Origin of the sequence: Actinoallomurus bryophytorum, assembly GCF_006716425.1 — a bacterium.
Classification (GTDB): Bacteria; Actinomycetota; Actinomycetes; order Streptosporangiales; family Streptosporangiaceae; genus Actinoallomurus; species Actinoallomurus bryophytorum.
This window is the reverse complement of the sequence record NZ_VFOZ01000001.1, coordinates 4,344,428-4,369,108: the sequence shown is the minus strand read 5'-3', so window position 1 is coordinate 4,369,108 and position 24,681 is coordinate 4,344,428. Positions and strand designations below refer to the sequence as shown.

Here is a 24,681-nt window from a genome sequence, read left to right as displayed (position 1 = left end):
TCCGTTGCTGCTCAAGCGTTCAAGGAGCACACGCCGGACGTCGCGGCGTTCGACGCCTACCTCGAGAAGATGAAGGTCCTGAGCATCGACGACCAGGACATCAGCGACGCGCAGATGCGTTCGATCTCCGCGAAGACGATGGTCATCGTCGGTGACGCGGACGCCGTGAAGCCGGAGCACGCGCTGGCGATGTTCAGGCTGCGCGGTGGCGGCGACGAGGAAGCGGCGGCGTCGGGGAGGCTGCCCGAAGGTTCCGGCCGCACGCCTGGTGAGGCCGGCGGGAGCCTCAGGGGGTGATGAGGACCTCCAGCGTGCGGGGGCCGTGGACGCCCTCGACGCGGTTCAGCTCGATGTCGCTCGTCGCCGACGGGCCGCTGATCCAGGTCAGGGGGCGGGTCGGGTCGAGGCGCTCCAGGGCTTCGGGGACCGTACGGACGATCTGGTCGCGGCGTACGACGCACAGGTGGTAGTCCGGGACCAGGGTCAGGGCGCGGCGGCCCTGCTCCGGGCCCGCGTCCAGGATGATCGTGCCGGTCTCGGCGATCGCGACCGCGCAGCCGGTGAGTACGCCGTCGAAGCCGCTCAGCTCGACGTTCGGCAGTGGCGGCTCGTCGCGGATCACCTCCGACTCGCCCAGCCACGAGGACGGCACGCCGGCGGGGATCGCCAGGCGGCGGGCGCCTCGGCGGGCCAGGGCCTCGTCCACGGCGTTGCCGATGTCGTCCACCTGGTGGACCAGCGCCTTGTAGTCGACCAGGCGGTCCACCAGCAGCTCGACCACGTCCGGGCCCGTACGGGTGCGTTCGTACTCGCGGGGCACCGTGAAGTCCTCCGGGCCCTCTCCACGCGGCACGTCCGAGAGCGCCGACCGTACGCGGGCCAATATGCGGTCGCGGGAGGTCATCGGGTCGCCCACCATTGGCGGAAGGACTCCTTCGGGGGCCGGGGGACGTCTCGGGTGTCGGACCAGGCCGACAGCGGGCCGGGCAGGCGGCGCGGGGTCCAGTGTCGCAGGCGGCCCGCCGAGTTCTGCGCCACCGCCAGCCAGCGGGGCGAGTCCAGCACCCGCCGGGCCGCGCCCATCGCGAGGCGCTGGCCGTGGTGTCCGCGGGTCACGACCTTCGAGCGCAGGTCGAGCAGCACCTCGGGGATGTTGATGGCGACCGGGCACACGTCGTAGCAGGCGCCGCAGAGCGTCGAGGCGTACGGCAGCGACTCCTCCAGCGGACCGGCCATCCCCTTCAGCTGCGGGGTCAGGATCGCGCCGATCGGACCCGGGTACACCGAGCCGTACGCGTGGCCGCCCGCCCGTTCGTACACCGGGCAGACGTTCAGGCAGGCCGAGCAGCGGATACAGCGCAGCGCCTGACGGCCGACCTCGTCCGCGAGCACCGACGTGCGGCCGTTGTCGAGGAGCACGAGATGGAACGTCTGGCCCTCGGTCGCGCCGGTCCACATCGAGGTGTACGGGTTCATCCGCTCACCGGTGGACGAACGCGGCAGCAGCTGCATGAAGACCTCGAGGTCCTGCCAGGTCGGCACGATCTTCTCGATGCCGACCACCGAGATCAGCGTCTCGGGGAGCGTGAGGCACATCCGCCCGTTGCCCTCGGACTCCAGGACGACGAGGGTGCCCGTCTCGGCGACGGCGAAGTTGGCGCCCGAGATGCCCACACGCGCGGACAGGAAGCGTTCGCGCAGGTGCAGCCGGGCGGCGTCGGCCAGGGCGCGCGGGTCGTCCTTGAGGTCCGCCGGTGCGGGCCGGCCCCATGCCGCCATCTTCGACAGGAAGATCTCGCGGATCTCCGCGCGGTTCCGGTGGATGGCCGGGACCAGGATGTGGGAGGGCCAGTCGTCGCCGAGCTGCACGATCAGCTCCGCGAGGTCGGTCTCGTACGCCGTGATGCCCTCGGCCTCTAGCGCGGAGTTCAGGTCGATCTCCTGGGTGGCCATGGACTTGACCTTGACGACCTCGGTCTCGCCGGTGGCCTTCACCAGGCCGGTGACGATCCGGTTGGCCTCGGCCGCGTCGGCGGCCCAGTGCACCGTGCCGCCCGCCGCCGTCACGGCCTCTTCCAGCCGTTCGAGGTAGACGTCCAGGTGCCGGAGCGTACGGTCCTTGATCGCGGCGCCGGCCGAGCGCAGGGCGGCCCAGTCCGGCTGCTCGTCGACGACGAGGGCGCGCTTGGCGCGGATCGTGTGGGTGGCCTTGCGCAGGTTGTGCCGCAGCTGCGCGTCCGAGACCGACTTCGACGACGCCTTCGGAAAACTCGGCATCCCGACAAAGGCGTTCATGAGGCCTCCTTCGTCGGGCGCGCGAACCTAGTGCTGTGCCTGACTGTGCCCTCGCTCCGCTCGCTCACGGGGCCTCCTTCGTCGGAGAGGCGACCATGGTGCTGTGCCTTCCGGTTCCCTCGCTCCGCTCGGTCACGTGTCCCCCTCCGTGGCCGCGAGGATCTCTGCCAGGTGCATGACCCGCACGCCCGTACGCTGCCGCGACAGCGCGCCGCCGATGTGCATCAGGCAGGAGTTGTCGGCGGCGCAGAGCACCTCGGCGCCGGTGTCCAGCACGCTGCGCACCTTGTCCGAGCACATCGCGGCCGACACCGCGGGGTTCTTGAGCGAGAACGTCCCGCCGAAACCACAGCACTCCTCCGCGCCGCCGAGCGGCACCAGCGTCAGGCCGCGTACCTCCGAGAGCAGGTCCAGCGGGCGCGAGCCCACCTTGAGGGAGCGCAGGGAGTGGCAGGTCGGGTGGTAGGTCACCGTGTGCGGGAAGTACGCGCCGACATCGGTCACGCCGAGCACGTCGACGAGGAACTCCGTCAGCTCGAAGACCCCGCCCGGCGGTGAGATGCCGAGTGAGGGATACCACTCGCGGACCATCGCCGCGCACGAGCCGGACGGCACGACCACGGCCTCGTAGCCGCTGAACGTCGAGACGAAACGGCTCGCGAGTGGCTTCGCGTCGTCGCGGTAGCCGGTGTTGAAGTGCATCTGGCCGCAGCAGCTCTGCTCCGCCGGGAAGTCGACGGTGCAGCCGAGCCGCTCCAGCAGGCGAACGACCGCCTTCCCCGTGCCGGGGAAGAGCGTGTCATTGACGCAGGTGATGAAAAGCGCGACGCGCATGGCCTCAACTTAGTCCGTAGATCCGCTTCGCGGTCGCCCCGTGTACCTCGAACCGGTCACCGGGCGACAGCGCCTCCTCGGCGAGGGCGGTCACCTGGCCGGGCGTCGCCGCCAGCGTGCACACCGGCCAGTCCGAGCCGTACATCGTCCGGCTCGGGCCGAAGGCGGCCAGCACATGCCGTGCGTACGGCAGGATCTCGTCCGGTTTCCAGTCCGGGCCGGCCTCGGTGACCAGGCCGGACAGCTTGACCGAGACGTTCGGCAGCGCGGCCAGGTCGGTGATCCAGGTCGCCCACGGCTCCCACATACCGCCCGCGATGTCCGGCTTGCCGGCGTGGTCGAGGACGAAGGACACCTCGGGCAGCCGGCGCGCGACGTCGAGGGCGGCGGCCGCCTGCGGCGGCTTGACCAGCAGGTCGTAGACCAGCCCGGCGGCACCGACGGCCGCGATGCCGCGGACCACCGGCGGGCGGTTCAGCCATTCGGGGTCGGGCTCGTCCTGCACCTGGTGGCGGATGCCGACGAGCGGCCCGGCCTCCCGGAGCGCGGCCAGCCGCTCGCCCACGTCCGGCGCGGTCAGGTCGGTCCAGCCGACCACACCCGCGACCGGCCTCGCGGCACCCGCGAGCAGTTCGAGCGTCTCCGACTCGTCCATGACCGCCTGCACGACGATGCTCTGCGAGGCCTCCGTGGCCGCGGCGTAGCGTGCGATGTCGAAGCGGCCGCGGATCGGGTCCGCCCACGGCCCGTCCATCCAGGCGTACTCACGCGTGGCCGTGTCCCACAGGTGATGGTGCGCGTCAACGTAGATCACAGCTCATCCCACAGGGCCTCGGGGATGTCCAGTTCGAACATGTCGGCGTTGTCGTCCACCTCCGCTGCGGACCGGCAGCCGACCACGACGGAGGCCACGGCCGGATGCCGGAGCGGGAACCTCAGGGCCGCGGCGCGCAGCGGCACCCCGTGGCCCGCGCAGATCTCCTCCAGCCGTGCCACGCGCGCCAGCATCTCCGGCGGTGCCGGCCGGTAGTCGAACGTCGTGCCGCCCGCGAGCAGACCCGAGTTGTACGCGCCGCCCACCACCACCGAGGTGCCACGGCGTTCGCAGGCCGGCAGCAGGTCCTCCAGCGCCGGCCGGTCCAGCAACGTGTAGCGGCCGGCGCACAGCACCACGTCGAGGTCGAGGCGCTCGACGAGCCGGGTCAGCATGGCCGACTGGTTCATCCCCGCCCCGATCGCACGGACGACACCCTCGTCGCGGAGCGCGGCCAGTGCCGGGTACGCCGAGGCGTACACCTGCTCTTCGTGCCGGTCGGGGTCGTGCATGTAGACGATGTCCACGTGGTCGGCGCCGAGGCGTTCGAGCGACTCGTTGAGCGAGCGCAGGATGCCCTCGGCACTCCAGTCCCACTCACGGCGGTACGGCGGCGGGTCGGCGAACCCGCCCGCTTCGGGCGGCTCCCCCGCGGCCAGCGGGACCAGCAGGCGCCCGACCTTCGTGGAGATCACGCAGCCGCCGGGCAGTGCCGCGCCCATGAGCCGCTCACCACGGCCCGCACCATAGTGCGGCGCCGTGTCGAAGTAACGGATCCCCCGGTCGAACGCCCGCCGTACGGCCGCCGTGGCCTCGGCGTCCGGCACCGGGTCGTACAGACCCGCGATGCCGGCGCCGCCGAGCCCAAGCGTGGTGACCTCGACCGTGGTACTGCCGAGCCTGCGCAGTTCCATCGCTATTCCTGTGCCTGTCCCGAGGTGATCCGGCTGATGATGAGGGCGATCAAGATGATCCCTCCATTCAGCGCGTTGATCCACTGCGCCGGGACACCGGCCAGGGTCAGCACGTTCTGGATCATGTAGAGCAGCAGGATGCCGGTGAAGGCGCCGAAGACCGTGCCGCGCCCGCCGTTCAGCGACACGCCACCGATCACCGCCGCCGCGAACACCGTGAAGATCGCGCCGTTGCCCTGGCTGGCGGCGACCGAGGCGAGACGTCCGGTCAGCAGCAGGCCACCGAGGGCGGCGAGCATGCTGCCGATGATGAGCGTGGCCCACAGCACGCGGCTGACGCGGATGCCCGCCGCGCGTGCGGCGTCCGGGTTGCCGCCGATGGCGTACAGCGACCGCCCGAACCTCGTGTAGCCGGTCACCGCGATCGCCACGGCGTACAGGATCAGGCAGATCCAGACCGAGGCCGGCAGTCCGAACCACACCGCGTTGCCGAGGTAGATCATCGAGCTCGGCAGGTTGAAGAACGTCTTGCCGCCGGTGATGCCGGTCAGCAGGCCGCGCAGCACGATCAGCATGCCGAGCGTGACGATGAAGCCGTTGAGCCGGAACCGCACGATCAGCAGGCCGTTGATCCAGCCGATGACCGCACCGGCGACCAGCGTCAGCGGGATCGACCAGGCGCCGGACAGCCAGCCCAGCCCGTGCGCGATGCCGGGCTCGAGGACGAACAGCGCGGCCACGCCCGGGGCCAGGCCGAACGTCGACTCCAGCGACAGGTCCATTCGCCCGCAGATCAGTACCAGCGCCTCGGCCAGCACCAGGAGCGAGATCTCCGACTGCTGCTGCAGGACGTTGACGAGGTTGTCCCAGTGCAGGAACACCGGGCTGACGAAGTAGCCGACGATCGCGATCACGATGATCGCGGGCACCAGCGCGAGGTCGCGCAGGCGCGCCAGCCGGGGTGCGGCGATCCGGCCACGGGCCGGTGCGGTCTGCTCCGGACCGGCCGTCTGGGTCTCAGTCACGGATGCCCTCCATTGCGGCGATCAGCTCATGGTCGGTCCAGCCCCGCGCCACCTCGGTGACGATCTCGCCCTTGAACAGGACGATCACCCGGTCGCAGGGCCTCAGGTCATCGAGGTCGTCGGAGACGACGAGTACGCCGGCGCCACGGTCGGCGGCGGCCGAGGCCGCGCCCAGCAGCGTCTCCTTGGCCCGTACGTCGACGCCCGCGGTCGGCTGCATCAGCACCAGCGCCGTCGGGTCGCTGACGAGGGCGCGGGCCATCACGACCTTCTGCTGGTTGCCGCCGGACAGCGCGGAGACCGGCTGTTCGGGGCCGGCCGCCTTGATGGTCAGCGTCTCGATCGCCTCGGCGCCCAGCGCGGCACGGCGCCGCGACCCGACGAACCCGAAGCGGCCGAGCCGGTGGGGAACCGTGAGCGTGGCGTTCTCGGCGATCGACAGGTCCGGCACGAGACCCTCGCGGTGCCGGTCCTGGGGGACGAAGCCCACACCGGCGCGGAGCGCGGCGGGCACGCTGCCCGGCCGCGGACGTACGCCGCCGACCTCGACCGTGCCCTGGACGGCGCGGCGAAGGCCGACGATGACCTCGCCGACGGCCATCTTCCCCGACCCGCCCGATCCGGCCAGGCCGACCACCTCGCCGGGGGCGACCGTCAGCGACACGTCGGTGAAGACGCCCGGCAGGCCGAGCCCGCTCACCTGGAGCGCCGGGGCGCTGCCTTCCGGCGGCGCGGACCGGTCCGAGGACGGCTCGATCAGTCCCGTCGCCTCGCCGGTCATCGCGGCGACCAGCGCCGTCTTGTCCAGCTCGGCGACCGGTGAGGTGACGATGTGCCGTGCGTCGCGCATCACCGTGACGGTGTCGCAGACCTCGTAGACCTCGTCGAGATGGTGGCTGATGAACAGGAACGTCACGCCGGACTCCCGCAGGGAGCGCATCCGGGCGAACAACCGCTCGATCGCACCGCCGTCCAGCTGCGCGGTCGGCTCGTCCAAGACGATGAACCGCGAGCCGTGCGACAGCGCACGAGCGATCTCCACGAGCTGGCGCTGCTCGACGGTGAGGCGTTCGGCCGGGACACGTACGTCGACGTCGACCTCCCACGCGTCGAGCAGGTTCCGTGCCTTGCGGCGGAGCCCGTCCCAGGAGATCAGCCCCGAACCCTGCCTGTTCAGGCCCTGCCTGTTCAAGAACAGGTTCTCCGCGACGGACAGCGAGGGGATGATCGTGGACTTCTGGTAGACGCAGGCGACCCGGCTCCGCCACGCCTCGCGGTCGGCGATCGCCGGCGCGGGCTCACCGCCGAACTCGACCGTGCCCGAGTCCGGCGGCGTCAGGCCGGTGAGCACCGAGACGAGCGTCGACTTGCCCGCGCCGTTGCGGCCGACGAGCGCGTGGACCTCCCCGCCGGTCACCTCCAGCGACACCTCGTCCAGCGCGACGGTCACCCCGAACCGCTTGGTGATCGCGTGTACCGCCGCGACCGGCCGTAGGGGGGTACGGTCGGCCGCGGCGTTCTCCGGAACGGTCATTTGATCTGGTTGCCCCAGAGCGAGGTGTCGGTCGACTTCAGGGAGTTCGGGTACGCGCCGTCCTTGGTGACCAGCGGCGCCGGCAGCTGGTCCTCCAGCAGGCCCGGCCTCGGCTGGACGATCGTCGAGTCGTGGTCGGTCTTTCCGGGGGCGAACTTCTGTCCGGCGACGGCGGCCTTGATGTAGTAGAGCGCGTACTTGGCGTACAGGTCGGCCGGCTGGGAGACGGTCGCGTCGATCTGGCCCGCGGCGATCGCCTTCATCTCCTCCGGGATCCCGTCGTTGGAGATGATCGTGATGTGCTTCGGGTCGCCCGGCGGGACCAGCCGGCCCTTCTGCTTGAGCACGTTGAGCGTCGGGGCGAGGAACGCGCCGCCGGCCTGCATGTAGATCCCGTTGAGATCGGGGTTGGCCGCGAGCGTCGTCTGCAGCTTGTTCGCCCCGACGTCGCCCTTCCACTCGGTGGGCAGGCCGATGACCTTGATGCCCTTGTAGTTCGCCGCCATACACGCGTTGAACGCGTCGGTGCGGTCACGGCCGTTGATCGAGGCCAGGTCGCCCTCGAGCATGGCGACCTTGCCCTTGCCCTTGAGCGTGTCGCCGAGGAACCTGCACGCCTTCTCGCCGTACGCCTTGTTGTCGGCGCGTACGACCATGTAGACGTCGCCCTTGTCGGGGCGGGTGTCCACGGTGACGACGGGGATCTTCTTCTGCTTCAGCTGGTCGAGCGTGGGGGTGACCGCCGCGGTGTCCTGCGGGGCCAGCACGACGCCCTTGACCCCCTGGCCGACGAGCGCCTGCACGTTGGCGGTCAGCTTGGCGATGTCGTTCTCGGAGTTGGACGTCTTGAGGTCCAGCCCCAGCTCCTTGCCGTACTGCGGGACGTACTTGATGTAGGAGTTCCAGAAGTCGGTGTCGGAGCGGGGGTAGTCGACTCCGATGACCTTCCCGCCCCCACCGCCACCACTACTGGTCTTGTCGTTGTTGCAGGCGGACACCAGCAACGCGGCGGTGGCGAGCGCGGCGCCGGCCGCGAGGGTCTTACGCTTCATCGCGTTCCTCTCAAGGTGTTTCTGGTCGAATTCGCAGGCCGTCCATGCCCCCGTCGACCGCCAGCGCGGTTCCTGTCGTAGCCGAGGCGAGCGGACTGGCCAGGTAGGCGATCGCGGCGGCGACCTCCGATGCGCTGACCAGTCGTCCGCTCGGCTGGCGGGCCTCAAGTGCGGCCCGCTCCGCCTCCGGGTCGGCCGCCGCGTCCAGCAGCCGGCCGATCCAGGGGGTGTCAGCCGTGCCGGGATTCACGCACGTGACGCGAATCCCCTCACGTATGTGGTCCGCGGCCATCGCGAGGGTGAGCGACAGCACGGCGCCTTTGGTCGCCGAGTAGAGCGCTCGGCTCGGCAGACCGACGGTGGCCGCGATCGAACAGGTGTTGACGATCGCGGCGTGCTCGGATCGGCGCAGGTGCGGGAGGGCCGCGCGGGCCATCCGCATCATGCCGAACACGTTCACTTCGAAGACGTTGCTCCACTCGGCGTCGTCGTTGTCCTCGACGGTGCCCTGCGCGCCGATGCCGGCGTTGTTGACGAGGACGTCCAGACCGCCGAGGTGCTCGACGGCCTGCGCGACGGCCGGCCGTACCTGCCCGTCGTCGCGGATGTCGGCACGGACGCCGTACAGCGGCTCGGGCGGGCCCTCGAGGTCGAGGCAGGCGACGGTGGCGCCGCGTTCGGTGAGCAGGCGGGCGGTGGCCAGCCCGATGCCGGACGCGCCGCCGGTGACGAGTGCTCGGATACCGGTGAACTCCACGTCATGACCTCCAGGCAGGGCCGTCGGGATAGGAATATTCGGCGAGGCTCTCGGCCTTGATCTCCGCCGACATGCCCGGGGCGGACGGCGCGAGGTAGTGGCCCTCGCGTACCCGTACCGGGTCGGTGAAGTGCTCGTGCAGATGGTCGACGTACTCGATGACGCGGTCCTCGGTGGAGCCGCTGACCGCGAGGTAGTCGAACATCGACAGGTGCTGCACGACCTCGCACAGCCCGACACCACCCGCGTGCGGGCAGACCGGAACGCCGTACTTGGCGGCGAGCAGCAGGATCGCGACGTTCTCGGTGACGCCGGCGACGCGGCAGGCGTCCAGCTGCAGGATGTCGATGGCCTCGGCCTGCAGCATCTGCTTGAAGACGACGCGGTTGGCCACGTGCTCGCCGGTCGCCACCCGCACCGGGCGTACGCCCGCGCGGATGGCGGCGTGCCCGAGGATGTCGTCGGGGCTGGTCGGCTCCTCGATCCACCACGGGTCGTACGGCGTGAGCGCCCGGACCCAGTCGATCGCCTGCGCGACGTCCCAGCGCTGGTTGGCGTCGACCGCGATCCGGATGTCCGGTCCCACGGCCTCGCGGGCCAGCCGCATGCGGCGTATGTCGTCGTCGAGGTCGCCGCCGACCTTGAGCTTGATCTGGGTGAAGCCGTCCTCGACCGCCTCGCGGGACAGCCGCGTGAGCTTGTCGTCGGTGTAGCCGAGCCAGCCGGGCGTGGTGGCGTAGGCGGGATACCCGGTGCTCAGCAGCGTCGCCTCCCGCTCGGCCCGGCCGCTCCTGGCGGCCTTGAGCAGGTCGACGGCCTCGGCCGGGCGCAGCGCGTCGGTCAGGTAGCGCCAGTCGGCGAGGTCGACGATCTCCTCGGGCGTCATGTCGGACAGCAACCGCCAGACCGGGACACCCGCCACGCGGCCGGCCAGGTCGAACGCCGCGTTGATGAGCGCGGCCGCGGCCATGTGCACGACGCCCTTCTCGGGCCCGAGCCACCGCAGCTGCGAGTCGTGGCCCAGGCGACGGCCGAACTCGCCCAGGTCGGCGAGGTCGAGGTCGTGACCGACCACCAGCGGTGCGTACGCCTCGATCGCGGCGGTGCACAGCTCGTTACCGCGCCCGATGGTGAAGCAGAACCCGTGCCCCTCCGCGCCGGTGTCGGTGCGGATCACCACGTACGCGGCGGAGTAGTCGGGGTCGGGGTTCATCGCGTCCGAGCCGTCGAGCCGCCGTGACGTCGGGAACCTGACGTCGTGCACGTCGAGCGCGATGACCTTCATACGAGCCTCTGGTGCTGCCGGCCGAGACCGTCGATCTCGATCTCGACGACGTCGCCCCTGCGAAGGTAGGGCGTGCCGGGGCGGCCCATGGCGACTCCGGCGGGGGTGCCGGTGTTGATGATGTCGCCGGGTTCCAGGACCATGAACTGGCTGAGGTACCAGATCAGATGGTCAACGCCGAAGATCATGTCCTTGGTGCTGCCGTCCTGGCGGAGCTCGCCGTTGACCCACAGGCGCAGGCCGAGGTCCTGGGGGTCGGCGATCTCGTCGGCGGTGACGAGGTGAGGTCCGAGGGGGTTGAAGGTCTCACACGACTTGCCCTTGTCCCAGGTGCCGCCGCGCTCGAGCTGGTACTCCCGCTCGGAGACGTCGTTGCTGATCGCGTAGCCGGCGATGAGGTCGCGAGCCTCGCCCGGAGAGTCCAGGTAGCGGGCGCGCCCCTTGAGAACGACGGCGAGTTCGACCTCGTAGTCGGTCTTCTGGCTGCCGCGCGGGATGAGCACGTCGTCGGTGGGGCCCACGACCGTGTTGACGGCCTTCATGAAGATGATCGGCTCGGCCGGGAGCTCGTCCTTGGTCTCCGCGGCGTGGTCGCGGTAGTTCAGGCCGATGCAGACGACCTTGCCGGGCCGCGCGACGGGTGCGCCGACCCGCTTGGTGTTCTGGATCGGTGACAGCTCGCCGCCCTCGTACGCCGTCCTGAGGTCCTCCAGGCCCGTCGCGAGGAAGCCGGGATCGATGTCGCGGGTCACTCCGGACAGGTCGAGGAGCGTTCCGTCCTCGGCCAGGACGGCAGGCCGCTCGGCACCTTCCGGTCCGACACGCAGCAACTTCACGGAGCCGTACCCCCTCTGGGTCTCAGGCTGGTCCGACCTCTCGGTCATTCATCGGACCACTCACGGGGACAATGAGACCATTACTGGGCGATGTCCTGGCAATACCCTGTTACGGACTTGTTACGAACTTCCGATTGGTACGACCAATCGGGTTCATACACAATGACCTGGCAGCCACTGGGAGACGGGGAGGAAGACCGCGTGCCGGACGAGACCGCCGCCAGAGTGACCGTTACCCAGCGAGCCGTCGAGGAGATCAAGGCCAAGATCGCCACCGGGGAGCTGGAGCCGGGACAGCGGCTGCCGACCGAACGCGACCTCGCCACCGAGCTGGGCCTGTCGCGCAGCTCGATGCGCGAGGCGATCCGCGCGCTGACGGTCATGGGCGTGCTGGAGGCCCGGCACGGCGCCGGCATCTACGTGACCCAGCTGGAGCCCGGCGACCTGCTGGAGACGTTCGGCGTGGTGGCCGAGATCTCGCGGGGCGAGACCCTGATGCACCTCGTACAGGTCCGCAAGATCCTCGAACCGGCCGCCGCGGCCGCCGCGGCGGCGCGCATCGACGAGGAGGGCCTGACCCACCTGCGCGCCGAGATGACCGCCATGGAACGCGGGACGACCGCCGAGGAGATCGTCGGCCATGACCTGGAGTTCCACCGGATCATCACCGAGGCCGCCGGCAACCCCGTCCTCGGAGCGATCCTGGGCGGGCTGAACAGCCGTACGTTCCGCGCACGCGTCTGGCGCGGCTACCGCGAGGAGGGCGTCTTCCCCCGCACGTTCTCCGAGCACGACCAGATCTACCGCGCGCTGGTCGAGCGCGACCCGGACGGCGCCCGCGTCGCCGCCGCGGTCCACATCGGCGCGGTCGAGGACTGGGCACGCCGCCAGGCGGCCGACGACGACTGGGCCCGGCCGGGCGACTGAGCCGGCCCCCGGATCTGAGAGGACCGAACATGCGCGTCGCCCTGCACACCCGCCTGGCTCCCGGGCGCGAGGAAGCCTACGAACAGGCGCACCGTGAGGTGCCGGCCGAGCTGGTCGCGGCCATCAGGGCCGCCGGCGCACACGAGTGGACCATCTGGCGCAGCGGGCTGGAGCTGTTCCACGTGATCGACTGCGACGACTACGCGGCCCTCCTGGCCGCTCTGGCGGACCTGCCGGTCAACGTGGCCTGGCAGGCACGGATGGCCGGCTACCTCGACGTCGTGCACGACTACTCTGACGCGGACACGGGCCTGCCGGTGGCCTGGCACCTGCCCGTCCGGTCCTGACCGGTCTGCCGAGGAGATCCGTTGAACAGGGTTCGCACGCTTCAGATACCTGGTGGCCGGCTTCACTACGAGGTACGCGGCTCGGGGCCCACGCTCCTCATGATCCCCGGCAGCAACGGCGACGCCGGCCTGTACGACGGCGTCGCGGACCTGCTCGCCGACGCCTACACGGTCATCACCTATGACCGGCGCGGTTTCTCCCGCAGCTCTCTCGACGGGCCCGTCACGGGTGACTGGAGCGACGTCCACACCGGCGACGCCCATCGCCTGATCGAGACCGTCGCCGCCGGGCCGGCGCACGTCTTCGGCAGCAGCGCGGGTGCCGTCATCGGGCTCGACCTCGTGAGCCGCCATCCCGGCCTGGTGACCACGCTGGTCGCCCACGAGCCGCCGCTGGCGGAGGTGCTGCCGGACGCCGCGGAGTGGCGCGCGTTCTTCGCGAAGGTCCATGCCACCTACCTGCAAGAGGGTGTCGGACCGGCCATGCGCCTGTTCATGACCGGCATCGGGCTGGACGAGGTCGAGAGACCGGCCGTCATCGACCCCGGACTGACCGGCCGGCTGTCGGGCAACCTCGACTTCTTCCTCTCCCACGAGGTACGCCAGGCACCCGGGTACCGCCCCGACCTCGACGCCCTGGACGCCGAGCGGGCCCGGATCGTGATGGCCGGCGGCCACGAGTCGCGCCAGCACTTCCCGTACCGCCCGGCCGCCACGCTGGCGACCCGCTGGGACACGCACGTGGCCGACTTCCCCGGCGACCACACGGGCTACTGGTCCCGGCCCGCCGAGTTCGCGGCGACCCTGACCGCCGCGCTGGCCATCCCCTAGCTGGGTCCTGTCTCAAAGTCATGCTGTTGCCGTGGCGCCGTCTGGGCGGCGCCACCCGGGGTTATCCACAGAACCCCGCTCTACTTCCGCCCGCCGCTGTTCCCGCTGGACAATGAGAGTGGGATGGCACCCCCGGGCGGGTGGGCTCCACGCGGGTGGGCTCCACGCGGGTGGGCTCCACGCGGGTGGGCTCCACGCGGACGGACCCCACGCGGACGGACCCCACGCGGACGGACCCCACGCGGACGGACCCCACGCGGGCGGACTCCGGCCGAGGACTTCGAGACAGGCCGTAGGACCGACCCCAGCCCGCGGGGGGCGTGGGGGGCGGAGCCCCCCACATTGGGGGTTCCGGGGGTCACCCCCCGGGCGGACACAGTGGAGCCAGCCCTACCCCATCTCGGGGGACGACCCCAGCGATTTCTCGGGGTGGAGCCCGTAGCTTCCCCTGATATGAGGCCGAACGTCTTCTCCCCGTCGCCTGGCGCGCGCATTCTCAAGGTGTGAGCCCGATGACTTCGCTGATCACAGCCGTGTGGGCCGTCGCTGCGGTCTGGACCGTGGCCGCCGCCCAAACCTACTCACTCGCCCTTCGCCGTAGCCGGGTGGCGGTGCGCCGGGGCGCGCTGCGGGCCCGTACGGCACTGCTCTGCGGGGTCGCCGCCGGTACGGTCGTGGCCGTCGCCGCCGGCTTCGTGTCCGTGCCACGTGCGCTCGCGATGGCGCCGTTGCTCGTCCTGCCCGCCGTCATGGCCTTGTGGCGGGCCCTCCCGCCGCTCAGTGAGCTCGTCCGTACCCTGCTGACCGACCCGTGGGGGCCGAGCGACCCGAGGACGCGGCGGGCCGCCGCCGACCCGGCTCTCACCGTCCCGCCGCTGGCGGCGCTCGCCTGCGTGCCTGCCGCCGCGCTGGTCCTGACCGGCGGGTGGATCTCCGGGGTCGTCGCGTACGCGCTGGCCGCCGCGATCACCACGGCGGTGGCCTGGCGTGCGCCGCACCGCCGCGAGACCGCGGCACGCGCGGGCGTGCTGCGCCGGGTGGTCGTCACCGCCACCACGCCCACGGCAGCCGGGCGCGAGGCCGCCTAGGACGTCAGAGCTCTATCGACTCTCCGGGCTTCAGGCGGCGGAAGTCGGCGTCCTGTGCCTCGGCCTCGCCGGTGAGCTGGCTCTCCAGCAGGCCGAGGCCGAACTCGTTCAGCAGGCCGTCGTGGACCGCGTACGCGCGCCGCGGGGCGACCGCCCGAAGGTACTCGATCATCTCGGGGGCCTTCATCCACGGCGCCTGGCCTGGGACGAGCAGGGTCGGCGCCTCCACCACGGTGAACGCGTCGCCGGGGTGGAAGATCTCCCCGTCGATGAAGAAGCCGACGTTCTCCACGGCCGGCACGTCCGGGTGGACGATCTCGTGCTTCTGGCCGACGACGGCGACCTCGAAGCCGGCGATGTCCAGCGCGTCGCCTTCGCCGACCGTACGTACGCGGTCGCCGACGTCACCGAGGATCCGGGCGACGGCACGGCAGGTGTGGACCGTGAGGCGCGGGTCCTCGGCCAGGGCCTTGCGCAGACGTGCGGCCTCGAGGTGGTCGAAGTGCTCGTGCGTGATTAGCACCGCGTCCGCGCCCGCGATCGCGTCGTCCTCCGGCGTGAGCCCACCGGGGTCGATGACGAGAGTGCGATCGTCCTTCCGCACCCGCACACAGGCGTGGCCCAGCTTGGTCAGCTGCATTCCTCTCACCTCTCTTCGACTCCCACGATCGTTTCACGCCGCCCGCCCGGCCCCGAGCGCCCCTTCTGACCTGCGTGAGCCGATCAGCAGACGTCGCGGCGGAGCAGATCCTCGACGGTCTCGCGGCGGACCAGCGGCCAGGCACGCCCGCCGAGTACCGCGATCACCGGTGGCCGTGCGACCAGGTTGTAGTTCGAGGCCATGGAGTGGTGGTAGGCGCCGGTGCAGGGCACCACGAGCAGATCGCCCGGGCGGATGTCGCCGGGCATCGGCACGTCCGAGGCGATCACGTCGCCGGCCTCGCAGTGCCGGCCGACGACCGTCACCGGTACGTCCCTCGCGCCGGTGGGGTGCCCCACCCGCGCGACCGTGTACCGGCTGCCGTACAGGGCGGGCCGTGGGTTGTCGCTCATGCCGCCGTCCACGACGACGAACGTGCGCACTCCGTGCTTGACGGCGAGAACCCGGTAGAGCGTCACTCCGGCGGCGGCGACGATCGCCCGTCCCGGCTCGACGGTCAGGTCCGGTTCGGGGATCCCGCGGATCGCGCACTCTTCGGCGACGGCGCGCGGTACCCGCTCGGCGAACGTCTGCACGTCCAGCCCGCGATCGCCCGGCCGGTACGCCACCGCGTGGCCGCCGCCGAGGTTCAGCTCCGGCAGACCGCCCAGCTCGGCCATGAACGCGACCAGCCGGCGTGCCGCCGTCTCGTAGCCGTCGGGCACGCCGATCTGGGACCCGATGTGACAGTGCAGCCCGGCGAGGGTCAGCGACGGCTGGCCCAGCACGCGGCGTACGGCGTCCGCGGCGGCGCCCGAGGCCAGCGACAGGCCGAACTTCTGGTCCTCGACGCCGGTCGCCATCGCCTGGTGCACGTGCGGGTCCACCGCGGGGGTGACCCGCACCAGCACCTTCTGTGGATGGTGGCGGTCGCCGGTGAGGGCGGCGAGCCGTGCCACCTCGCCTGCGGAGTCGACCACGATGCGGGCCACGCCGTAGTCGAGCGCCGCGGCCAGGTACGCGGGGGTCTTGCCGTTGCCGTGCAGCAGGATCCGCTCGGGCGGGAAGCCGACCGCCCGCGCAAGGGCGAGCTCGCCCTCGGAGCAGACGTCGAGCCACAGTCCCTCCTCCTCCACCCACCGGACCATGGCGCGGCAAAGGAACGCCTTGCCGGCGTAGGCGACACGGTGCGGGTGCAGCGCCTTGCGGTACTCGCGGCAGCGGTGCCGGACGTGCTCCTCGTCGATCACGTAGGCGGGAGTGCCGAAGCGTTCGGCGATCTCGGTGAAGGACACGCCGCCCACGGACAGGGGCGGCTCGGCGGTCAGGGGCCAGATGTTCATTGCTCGTCCAGGTTCACGCGATGCAGGACCAGGGTGGTGGAGGTGTGGCCGCCCGCGCTCCGTAGCTCGCCCACCGCGATGTCGAGGTCGGCGAGGGTCCGGCAGGACAGGCGCACTTCGTAGTCGCAGTCGCCGGCGAGCCGCCACGCGTCCACGACGGTGGCCTCGGCGCGCAGGTGCTTCTCGAACTGCTCGTGTTCGGCGCCGCCGACCAGCCGGACGCGGACCAGAGCCTCTAGGGCGGCCTCGCGGCCGGTCTCGGGACGGACGGCGCGACCGGTCTCGGGACGGACGGCGGATGGTGCGATCGCATTCACAAGAACGACGTTATGGACGGGCAGCGCCGATCACCTGGTCACGTACGAACCCTTCACACCGCCGGGACGATCGCTAACGCATCCCTAACGGGGGAAGATCATCCCGTCGGGTCCGGGCGTTCGTACCCTGTCAGCTCGATGCTCCGCGTGATCGCGTCGACGGTGGCCCGGTAACGCTCGGGCAGCTCGACGGTCTGCAGCAGGATCCCGGACTCGGGCTGCCACCACAGGCGTGGCGTGGAGCTGAAGCCGTCCCGGCACTGGAGCCGGTACTCGCGGTAGATCGCCGTTTGGCCGCCCACGGGACGCGTGCCGCGGAACGTGACGCCGTCCGCCGTGATGGCCTTCGTCAGGTCGCCCGAGGCGTCGGGAATGCAGCTGGTCAGGTCGCCGGGGTCACCGGAGTTGGCCCAGCCTTTCGGCCCGTCGTAGTCCGGCTGCTCGCCCTTGGCCCACGCCTGGATCGCGAGGCCGCCGTGCGCGCAGATGGAGCGGTCGAACTCCTTGGGCGTCAGGCAGTCGTCGCCCGCGAACTCGCCGGACCCCCGGTTCGACGTCCAGCCGGTCGGCACGATGTAGGACAGCCCGGAGTCGTTGTGGACTCGGCTGCCGCGCAGCTCATTCGTCGAAGCGGCCGAGGAGGACGCCGGCGTCTTGTCGCGTGGCGAGGCCCGCCCGCTCCCGGCCTGCGAGTCGGAGGGGAGGAGCACCACGAGCCCGGCGATGACGGCGGCCGTCACCGCGGCGGCGGCGACCCCGCCGCCCAGCAGGTACGTCCGTCGCGACGGCCGGCGCCGCGCGGACTCCCAGGCGGGGTCGTCGGGTCCGGGCGGCATGACCCAGGTGCGGTCGAGGAACGCGGTCGCGGCCATCAGCGGATCCTCGTGGCCGAGCGGTGTGGCGACGGCGGAGAGCAACTCGGGCGATGACGGGCGGGCCTGTGGGTCCTTCGCCAGGGCCCGTTCGACCAGTTCGCGGTAGCGGTCCGGGAGACCGGACGTGTCGACGGTGGTGTTCAGGACACGCGCGGCGAGGACCTCGGGCCGCCCCGTGCCGTAGGGCCGGCGGCCGGTCGCGGCGAGGTAGAGGATCAGTCCCCAGGCGTACACGTCGGCCGGCGGACCGACCGCATCGCCGCGGTAGTGCTCGGGACTGATCCAGCCCGACGAGCCGAGGATCACGCCGGTCCGGGTCATCGTGGTCTCGTCGAGGGCACGCGCGATCCCGAAGTCCACGACCTTGGGCCCGTCCGGGGCGAGGATCAGGTTCGACGGCTTCAGGTCCCGGTGCACGACCTCCCGCGAGTGCAGGGCGACGAGGGCCTCGGCCAGGCCGACGGCCAGCCCGTGCAGCTCGTCGCCGGACATCGGCCCGTGCCGGTCGATCCGCCGGTCGAGTGTCGGCCCCGGGAGGAACTCGGTGGCGAACCACGGCAGCGCGCCGCCCGGGTCGGCGTCCACCACCCGGGCAACGCATCGGCCTCGCACCCGGTCCAGCAGCGACACCTCACGAGAGAACCGCTCGCGGAAGTCCGGGTCGTGCGCGAGTTCGGGCCGGACGACCTTGATCGCGACGCGGCGGCCATCGGCGCCCGATCCGGCGTAGACCACGCCCATCCCGCCGGCACCAAGCCGGCCCGCGAGGCGAAAGCGCCCCACGCGATCCGGATCGTGCGGCTTGAGCGGCTCCAACGCCGGCGTGTCGTTCTCCGGCATCCCGGCACCCTCCCCCTAGGTCCCAACCGTGACTAGGAGGAGTAAAGCGGATTTTGCCCCGATAGGCGGCAACTAGCGAGAGAGGGGAGGCTCGCGGGGCCGGTGCGTACGGGTCCGGACACACCGATCGCCCCGGACGTGGTGTCCCGGGGCGATCGGTGTTCTCGGTCAGACGGCCTTGTCAGCGAGGCGGAAAGTGACATCCCCCTGCTCGTCGACGCTGGCGTCGAGCGTCATCTCGTCCAGAATCGAGGCCGCATCCGGTTCCAGGTAAACGCGTGCGCCCTGCTCCTCCACGACCTCGTCTCCGGCCTGAGGGCCTTCGGCGACCGCGAGGGCGAGAGTGCCCGTTTCCTCGGGCTGGGACTGCGTGGCGATCCTCAGCCCGGTCTGTGGTGAAAGCTCGGGTTGGCTTGTGACGGTACGAATCACCTGGACCGCCGAGTCGGTCAGCGTGAGCACTGTCAACAGCTCCTTCTGTCGGTTTCCGTGATGGGCACGGCCTGGGCCGCGCTTGGGCCTGCCATGCCCCACATCACGACCGGCAAACGTCCGCATTCACGAAGTGACGACTTCACGGGGCGAGAGCGCGGACCGCCTCGGGCAGCTTGACGCCGTCGGCCGGCACCACCGCGAGGACCGGTGTGTCCAGGCCGTTCTCCACATATTCACGTATCCGCTCGCGGCACGCCTCCGGGGGGCCGTGCACGACCAGCTCGTCCACGACCTCGTCCGGAACCGCCTCCAGAGCGGCTTTTCGGTCACCAGCGGCCCAGGCCTCGTTCATCGCGGCGAGCCTCTCGCCCCGGCCGAGCCACTCGTGGAAGGCCGCGTAGACGGGCACGGTGAGGTACGCGGCGATCATCCAGCGGCCCAGCGCCCGCGCCGCTTCGGCGTCCGGGGTCGGGCAGACGAAGATCCGCGCGATGAGCTCCTTCTCGGCGCCGAGCTCGGCGCGTACCTGGCGCACGTCGTCCGGGGCCAGCCAGTTGGTGATCGCCCCGTCGGCCTCGCGCGCGGCGAGGTGCAGCATGCCGGGGCGCAGCGCGGCGAGCACGATCGGCGGCGGGGTCTCCGGCGGGTTGTCCAGCTTGAAGCCCTTCACGCCCAGGGCCTCGTCGGTGACCTTCTCCCCGGCGAGCGCGCGCCGGAGGAACCGCAGCGTGTCACGGACTTTCTGGTACGGCTCGGTGAACGGGATGGCGTTCCAGCGCTCCACGATCGCCGGCGAGGACGTGCCGATGCCGAGCACGAACCGGCCCGGCGCGAGTCCGGCGAGCGTCGCGGCCTGCTGCGCCAGCAGCGCGGGCCCGCGGGTGTAGACCGGCACGATGGCCGGCCCCAGCCGCAGTCCGGGCGCCCACTGCGACGCGAGCGCGAGCGGGGTGAAGGCGTCGGTGCCGTTGGTCTCCGCCGACCACGCGTCGGTGTACCCCAGGTCCTCCAGCTCCGACACGATCTTCTGGTGCCGGGCGAGCGGCACTCCGGTCAGTGGAATCGTCAGTCCCCATCGAGACATGCAGGCCTCCTCAGCCAATACCCGGACGGACGATGGCGCCACCGTCGATGACCATGGTCTGGCCGGTCATCCAGCTCGACGCGTCGCCGGCCAGGAACAGGATGGTCTTCGCGATGTCCTCGGGCTCGCCGATCCGGCCGAGCGGCATGAACTTGTTGAGCTGCGCCTCGTTCTCCTCCCACAGTGCCCTGGCCAGATGCGTCCTCACGATGCCGGGGGCGACGCCGTTGACGCGTACGGTGGGAGCCAGTTCCATCGCGAACTGCCGGGTCAGGTGGATGACGGCGGCTTTTGACGCGTTGTAGTACCCGATGCCGGGCTCGGTGACCATGCCGCCGACCGAGGCGATGTTGACGATCGACCCGCCGTGTTCGGCCATCGACGCCTTCCACACGAGCTGGGTCCACAGCACGATCGCGAACTGGTTGACCTGGACGATCTTGGACGCACGCGCGGCGTCGAGGTCGACCATGGGGCCGAAGTAGGGGTTCGTGCCGGCGTTGTTGACCAGGATGTCCACGCGGCCGAACTCGCCGACGGCCGCCTCGACGCAGGCGCGCGCGGCCTCCTCGTCGCCCACGTGAGCCGCCTTGGGCAGCACACCGACGCCCGGATGTGCCTGGCGGATCTCGGCCGCCACCTCGTCCAGCGCCCCCTGCTTGCGCGACGAGAGGACGACGTTGCAGCCCTCCGCCGCCAGCGCCACCGCGGTCGCCTTGCCGATGCCACGTGACGCGCCGGTGATGAGCGCGGTTCTGCCCGCCAGGCCGGTCTCGAGTCCCATGCTGTCGCCCTTCATTACGTGATGCCGAACCACGCTGATACCCGAATCGGGTTCACCCTAGTGACAGATGTTACGTTCCTGCCATGCGGGTGACTGGTAAGAACATCGTGATCACTGGAGCGGCCAGCGGGATCGGGGCCGCGCTGGCCCGGCGCTTCGCCGCCGACGGAGCCGCCGGAATCTGCCTCGCCGACCTCGACGAAGACGCCGCGACACGGGTCGCCGCCGGGCTGGAGTGCCGTACGGTCGTGCGCCGCACCGACGTGGGCGACGAGGCCCAGGTGCGGGCGATGGTCGAGGCCGCCTCGGAACTCGGCCCGATCGACCTCATGTGCTCCAACGCCGGCATCGGCACCGGCGCCGGCCTGGAGGCCACGGCCGAGCAGTGGGCCGCCATCTGGGCGGTGAACGTCCAGGCCCACGTGTACGCGGCGCGTGCCGTGATCCCCGGAATGCTCGAACGCGGCACCGGGTATCTCCTGAACACCTGCTCGGCGGCCGGGCTGCTGACCCAGCCGGGCGACGCACCGTACGCCGTGACCAAGCACGCCGCGGTGGCGTTCGCCGAGTGGCTGGCGCTGACCTACGGCGACCGGGGCATCAAGGTGAGCGCGCTGTGCCCCCAGGGGGTGCGCACGCCGCTGCTCACCGGTGGCATCGAGGAGGGCCTGGCCGGCCGGGCCGTCGCCGCGGCGGGCACGATCCTGGAGCCCGAAGAGGTGGCCGAGGTGGTCGTCGCCGGGCTGGAGGCGGAGAAGTTCCTGATCCTGCCCCATCCCGAGGTGGCCGAGTACGTACGCCGCAAGGCCAGTGATCCAGATCGATGGCTCTCAGGGCTACGCAGACTGGTGGCCGGGGTCCAGAATTAGAACTTCATTCTGGTTCTAAGGGAGGCCTTCATGCCCACCGTCGAGACCGTACGCGGAGCCGTCGACGTCTCCGATCTCGGACAGACCCTCATGCACGAGCATCTGTTCGCGGTCGGCGTCGAATACCTGGCGAACTACGGCGCCGGCTGGTGGGACGAGGAGAAGCAGGTAGCGGACGCGGTCGCCCGGCTTCGCTCGGTCGCGGCCAAGGGCGTGCGCACTCTCGTCGACCCGACGGTGTGGGGGCTCGGCCGCTACATCCCCCGCGTTCAGCGGGTGTGCGAGCAGGTCCCGGAGCTCAACGTCATCGTGGCCTCCGGCTACTACCACTACACCGCGGTCCCGCTGCAGTTCCTCAACCGCGGGCCCGGTCTGCTGCTGGACGAGAGCCCGGACCCGCTCGGCGGGCTCTTCGTCCGCGACATCACCGAGGGCATCGCGGACACCGGCGTGAAGGCGGCGTTCCTCAAGTGCGCCGTGGAGCACGCCGACCCCACACCGGACGTCGAGCGTGTCCTCCGCGCCGTCGCGTACGCCCACCGGGAGACCGGCGCTCCGATCACCGTCCACACCAACGCACACCAGCAGACCGGCCGCTGGGTGGTCGACGTGCTCCGGTCGGAGCAGGCCGACCTGTCCAAGGTCGTGGTCGGGCACAGCGGCGACTCGGGTGACCTCGACTACCTGGTGGAGCTGGCCGACGCGGGCGCGCTGCTCGGCATGGACCGCTTCGGCATCGACGCCTACCGTTCGACCGCGGACCGGGTCGCCACGATCGTCTCGCTGTGCGAGCGCGGCTACGCCGAGCGCATGGTGCTGAGCCACGACGCGATGTGCTGGATCGACTGGTTCGGCGACGACTTCACGGCCGTACGCGACGCGGCCCTGCCCAACTGGCACTACGAGCACATCCACGACGACGTGCTCCCCGCCCTCCGCGAGGCAGGCGTGAGCGACAAGGACATCGACACCATGCTGGTCGACAACCCCCGCCGCTACTTCACCCGCTAGCGTCGCCCTCCGAGAACGGGGCTCAGGAGAACGCTGGAAGGTCTCCTCCCCCGCCGCATGCTTCTCGTGACCGCCCCACCCGGGGCGCGGCACGAGGAGTGGTGAGCATGAGGACGCATCCGATCGGTGGTCAGGGCCTGGTGACCTCCGTCGAGGGCCTGGGCACGATGGGCATGACCGCGATGTACGGCACGCCGGACGACGCGGAGGCCATCGCCACCGTGCGTCGGGCCGTCGAGCTGGGGGTGTCGATGTTCGACACCGCCGACTTCTACGGCCCGTGGACCGGTGAGGAACTGCTGGGGCGTGCGCTGTCGGGCCGCCGTGACCAGGTCGTGGTGGCCAGCAAGGGCGGCGGGGTGACCCTCGACGAGGAGGGGAGGATCGTCGGCGGCCCGAACGGCCGTCCGGACTACCTCCGCGGGGCGGTCGAGGCATCGCTCCGCCGCCTGGGCACGGACCGCATCGACCTGTACTACGTGCACCGGGTGGACCCGGACGTGCCGGTCGAGGAGACCTTCGGGGCTCTGGGAGAGCTGGTCGCCGAGGGGAAGTTGGGCTACCTGGGGATCAGCGAGGCGTCGCCGGAGAGCATCCGCGCGGCGCACGGCGCCGCGCCGCTGTCGGCGGTCGAGACGGAGTACTCCCTGTTCACCCGGACCGTGGAGTCCAACGGTGTGCTGGCGACCGTACGGGAGCTGGGCATCGGGTTCGTGGCGTACTCGCCGCTGGGCCGTGGGTTCCTCACCGGTGAGCTGCGGTCGGTCGAGGGGCTGCCGGACGGCGACTTCCGCCGCTCGGCCCCGCGCTTCGCCGGGGAGAACCTGGAGCACAACCTCGGCCTGGTCGACAGGATCCGGGCGATCGCCGACAAGCTGGGCGTCACCTCCGGCCAGCTCGCGCTGGCCTGGGTGCTGGCGCAGGGCACGACCGCGATCCCCGGCACCAAGCGGCGGGTCTACCTGGAGGAGAACGTCGCCGCGGCCGGCCTGGTGCTGGACGCCGGGACGCTCACGGCGCTCGACGAAGCCGTGCCCACCGGCGCCGTCGCGGGCGAGCGTTATTCTCCGATGGGGATGAGCACCATCCAGGAATGAGCGCACCGTGAAGCACAGCGAAGTGGGGAGCTTCCTGCGCGCCAGGCGCGAGGCGCTGCGGCCGGCGGACGTCGGGCTCGTGCCCGGCGGCCGCAGGCGCACACCCGGCCTGCGCCGTGCCGAGGTCGCGCTGCTCGCCGACGTGTCCGTGGACTACTACGAGCGGCTGGAACAGTCACGCAACGCCCACCCCTCCCAGCAGCTTCTGGCGAGTCTGGCGCGGGCGCTGCGGCTGTCGGTGGACGAGCGCGATCATCTCTACCGCCTGGCCGGCTATCCGCCGCCCCGGCCGGGCGCGACCGCCGGCTACGTCGACCCGGCGATGATGTTCCTGCTGGACTCGCTGACCACGGTGCCCGCGCACGTCACCGACGACCTGACCACGGTCCTCGCACAGAACCGGCTCAATCGCGCGCTCCTCGGCTCCTGGGCCGTCGGCGACGACCGCGCGGGCAACGCGACCTGGCGCTGGTTCACCGATCCGGCCTCACGTGACCGCAACGTCCCCGAGGAACACGAGAGGATCGGGCGTTCCTACGCGGCGGACCTGCGCGCCACCGCGGCGCAGCGAGGCCGCGACGCCGCCTGCGACCGGCTCATCGCCGACCTCACCGAGGCCAGCGAGGAGTTCCGCGGCTACTGGGAGGCCATGGAGGTCGCCCCCCTGCGGTCCACCCGTAAGACGCTGGTCCACCCCCATGCCGGCCGGCTGGACGTCCAGTGCGACGTCGTGCTCAGCTCCACCACCGGCCAGCGCCTGGTGATCTTCCGGCCGCAGCCGGGTTCGGCCACGGCGGACGGCTTCGCGTTCCTGGACGTGCTCGGCCAGCAGACCTTCGAAGGCTGA

27 protein-coding genes are annotated in these 24,681 nt (G+C 71.1%); 9 read left to right on the top strand and 18 right to left on the bottom strand.

Features of this window, described 5'->3' with window-relative positions:
• The first annotated feature begins 69 nt into the window (after positions 1-69).
• Complete coding sequence (locus tag FB559_RS20615; RefSeq protein WP_221640101.1) at positions 70-297, top strand: hypothetical protein; 228 nt, start codon at positions 70-72, stop codon at positions 295-297.
• Here FB559_RS20615 and FB559_RS20610 read toward each other — a convergent pair.
• From FB559_RS20610 to FB559_RS20560, 11 genes are all read right to left on the bottom strand, one after another.
• A complete protein-coding gene (locus tag FB559_RS20610; protein ID WP_246121813.1) occupies positions 287-919 on the bottom strand; it encodes a LutC/YkgG family protein in 633 nt (210 codons plus the stop codon). The two genes, FB559_RS20615 and FB559_RS20610, sit on opposite strands and share 11 nt — an antisense overlap.
• Positions 901-2,295, bottom strand: coding sequence for a lactate utilization protein B (locus FB559_RS20605; protein ID WP_425455076.1), 1,395 nt, complete (start codon positions 2,293-2,295; stop codon positions 901-903). The genes FB559_RS20610 and FB559_RS20605 overlap by 19 nt, the downstream gene beginning before the upstream one ends.
• A gap of 132 nt (positions 2,296-2,427) precedes the next feature.
• On the bottom strand, positions 2,428-3,129 hold the full coding sequence (locus tag FB559_RS20600; RefSeq protein ID WP_141957148.1) for a (Fe-S)-binding protein: 702 nt from the start codon (positions 3,127-3,129) through the stop codon (positions 2,428-2,430).
• A 4-nt stretch (positions 3,130-3,133) separates the two neighbouring features.
• Positions 3,134-3,943, bottom strand: a complete 810-nt coding sequence (locus FB559_RS20595; protein ID WP_221640100.1) for an amidohydrolase family protein — start codon at positions 3,941-3,943, stop codon at positions 3,134-3,136.
• Positions 3,940-4,857, bottom strand: coding sequence for an aldo/keto reductase (locus FB559_RS20590; protein ID WP_141957147.1), 918 nt, complete (start codon positions 4,855-4,857; stop codon positions 3,940-3,942). Before FB559_RS20590 ends, FB559_RS20595 begins: the two co-directional genes overlap by 4 nt.
• 2 nt (positions 4,858-4,859) lie before the next feature.
• Positions 4,860-5,882, bottom strand: a complete 1,023-nt coding sequence (locus tag FB559_RS20585; RefSeq protein WP_141957146.1) for an ABC transporter permease — start codon at positions 5,880-5,882, stop codon at positions 4,860-4,862.
• Positions 5,875-7,416, bottom strand: a complete 1,542-nt coding sequence (locus FB559_RS20580) for a sugar ABC transporter ATP-binding protein (protein WP_141957145.1) — start codon at positions 7,414-7,416, stop codon at positions 5,875-5,877. Before FB559_RS20580 ends, FB559_RS20585 begins: the two co-directional genes overlap by 8 nt.
• A complete protein-coding gene (locus tag FB559_RS20575; RefSeq protein ID WP_141957144.1) occupies positions 7,413-8,468 on the bottom strand; it encodes a sugar ABC transporter substrate-binding protein in 1,056 nt (351 codons plus the stop codon). The genes FB559_RS20580 and FB559_RS20575 overlap by 4 nt, the downstream gene beginning before the upstream one ends.
• A gap of 10 nt (positions 8,469-8,478) precedes the next feature.
• Positions 8,479-9,225 (bottom strand): SDR family NAD(P)-dependent oxidoreductase, encoded by a 747-nt coding sequence (locus tag FB559_RS20570; RefSeq protein ID WP_141957143.1) that lies wholly within the window; start codon positions 9,223-9,225, stop codon positions 8,479-8,481.
• 1 nt (position 9,226) lies between these two features.
• Positions 9,227-10,510 carry an enolase C-terminal domain-like protein gene (locus tag FB559_RS20565; RefSeq protein ID WP_141957142.1) on the bottom strand — a complete coding sequence of 428 codons (1,284 nt, stop codon included), beginning with the start codon at positions 10,508-10,510 and terminating at the stop codon, positions 9,227-9,229.
• A complete protein-coding gene (locus FB559_RS20560) occupies positions 10,507-11,346 on the bottom strand; it encodes a fumarylacetoacetate hydrolase family protein (RefSeq protein WP_141957141.1) in 840 nt (279 codons plus the stop codon). The genes FB559_RS20565 and FB559_RS20560 overlap by 4 nt, the downstream gene beginning before the upstream one ends.
• A 201-nt stretch (positions 11,347-11,547) precedes the next feature.
• Between FB559_RS20560 and FB559_RS20555 the strand changes: the two genes are divergently transcribed.
• From FB559_RS20555 to FB559_RS20540, 4 genes are all read left to right on the top strand, one after another.
• Entirely contained in the window at positions 11,548-12,273 is a 726-nt protein-coding gene (locus tag FB559_RS20555; RefSeq protein WP_246121811.1) for a FadR/GntR family transcriptional regulator, read from the top strand.
• A 29-nt stretch (positions 12,274-12,302) separates the two neighbouring features.
• Complete coding sequence (locus FB559_RS20550; RefSeq protein ID WP_141957139.1) at positions 12,303-12,620, top strand: L-rhamnose mutarotase; 318 nt, start codon at positions 12,303-12,305, stop codon at positions 12,618-12,620.
• Positions 12,621-12,641: 21 nt separating this feature from the next.
• A complete protein-coding gene (locus FB559_RS20545) occupies positions 12,642-13,451 on the top strand; it encodes an alpha/beta fold hydrolase (RefSeq protein ID WP_221640099.1) in 810 nt (269 codons plus the stop codon).
• A gap of 512 nt (positions 13,452-13,963) precedes the next feature.
• On the top strand, positions 13,964-14,539 hold the full coding sequence (locus tag FB559_RS20540) for a hypothetical protein (protein WP_141957138.1): 576 nt from the start codon (positions 13,964-13,966) through the stop codon (positions 14,537-14,539).
• 4 nt (positions 14,540-14,543) lie between these two features.
• On the opposite strand, the gene FB559_RS20535 is transcribed toward FB559_RS20540, so the two are convergent.
• The 7 genes from FB559_RS20535 to FB559_RS20505 all read right to left on the bottom strand — a co-directional run bounded on the left by FB559_RS20535 (position 14,544) and on the right by FB559_RS20505 (position 20,857).
• Positions 14,544-15,179 (bottom strand): MBL fold metallo-hydrolase, encoded by a 636-nt coding sequence (locus FB559_RS20535; RefSeq protein WP_141957137.1) that lies wholly within the window; start codon positions 15,177-15,179, stop codon positions 14,544-14,546.
• 83 nt (positions 15,180-15,262) lie between these two features.
• Entirely contained in the window at positions 15,263-16,522 is a 1,260-nt protein-coding gene (lysA, locus tag FB559_RS20530; protein ID WP_141957136.1) for a diaminopimelate decarboxylase, read from the bottom strand.
• The gene (locus FB559_RS20525; RefSeq protein ID WP_185792317.1) at positions 16,519-16,839 is read right to left on the bottom strand and encodes an Lrp/AsnC ligand binding domain-containing protein; all 321 of its coding nucleotides are present in this window, start codon (positions 16,837-16,839) and stop codon (positions 16,519-16,521) included. The genes lysA and FB559_RS20525 overlap by 4 nt, the downstream gene beginning before the upstream one ends.
• Positions 16,840-16,937: 98 nt before the next feature.
• A complete protein-coding gene (locus FB559_RS20520) occupies positions 16,938-18,554 on the bottom strand; it encodes a serine/threonine-protein kinase (protein ID WP_141957134.1) in 1,617 nt (538 codons plus the stop codon).
• Between the two features lie 168 nt (positions 18,555-18,722).
• Positions 18,723-19,016: an iron-sulfur cluster biosynthesis family protein gene (locus tag FB559_RS20515; RefSeq protein WP_141957133.1), complete on the bottom strand. Its 294-nt coding sequence runs from the start codon at positions 19,014-19,016 to the stop codon at positions 18,723-18,725.
• Between the two features lie 112 nt (positions 19,017-19,128).
• Positions 19,129-20,073, bottom strand: coding sequence for an LLM class F420-dependent oxidoreductase (locus FB559_RS20510; protein ID WP_141957132.1), 945 nt, complete (start codon positions 20,071-20,073; stop codon positions 19,129-19,131).
• Positions 20,074-20,083: 10 nt separating this feature from the next.
• Entirely contained in the window at positions 20,084-20,857 is a 774-nt protein-coding gene (locus FB559_RS20505; RefSeq protein ID WP_141957131.1) for an SDR family oxidoreductase, read from the bottom strand.
• Between the two features lie 83 nt (positions 20,858-20,940).
• Between FB559_RS20505 and FB559_RS20500 the strand changes: the two genes are divergently transcribed.
• From FB559_RS20500 to FB559_RS20485, 4 genes are all read left to right on the top strand, one after another.
• On the top strand, positions 20,941-21,726 hold the full coding sequence (locus FB559_RS20500; protein ID WP_141957130.1) for an SDR family oxidoreductase: 786 nt from the start codon (positions 20,941-20,943) through the stop codon (positions 21,724-21,726).
• 30 nt (positions 21,727-21,756) lie between these two features.
• Complete coding sequence (locus FB559_RS20495) at positions 21,757-22,737, top strand: phosphotriesterase family protein (protein WP_141957129.1); 981 nt, start codon at positions 21,757-21,759, stop codon at positions 22,735-22,737.
• Positions 22,738-22,844: 107 nt separating this feature from the next.
• On the top strand, positions 22,845-23,834 hold the full coding sequence (locus FB559_RS20490) for an aldo/keto reductase (RefSeq protein WP_141957128.1): 990 nt from the start codon (positions 22,845-22,847) through the stop codon (positions 23,832-23,834).
• A 7-nt stretch (positions 23,835-23,841) separates the two neighbouring features.
• Positions 23,842-24,681: a helix-turn-helix transcriptional regulator gene (locus FB559_RS20485; RefSeq protein WP_141957127.1), complete on the top strand. Its 840-nt coding sequence runs from the start codon at positions 23,842-23,844 to the stop codon at positions 24,679-24,681.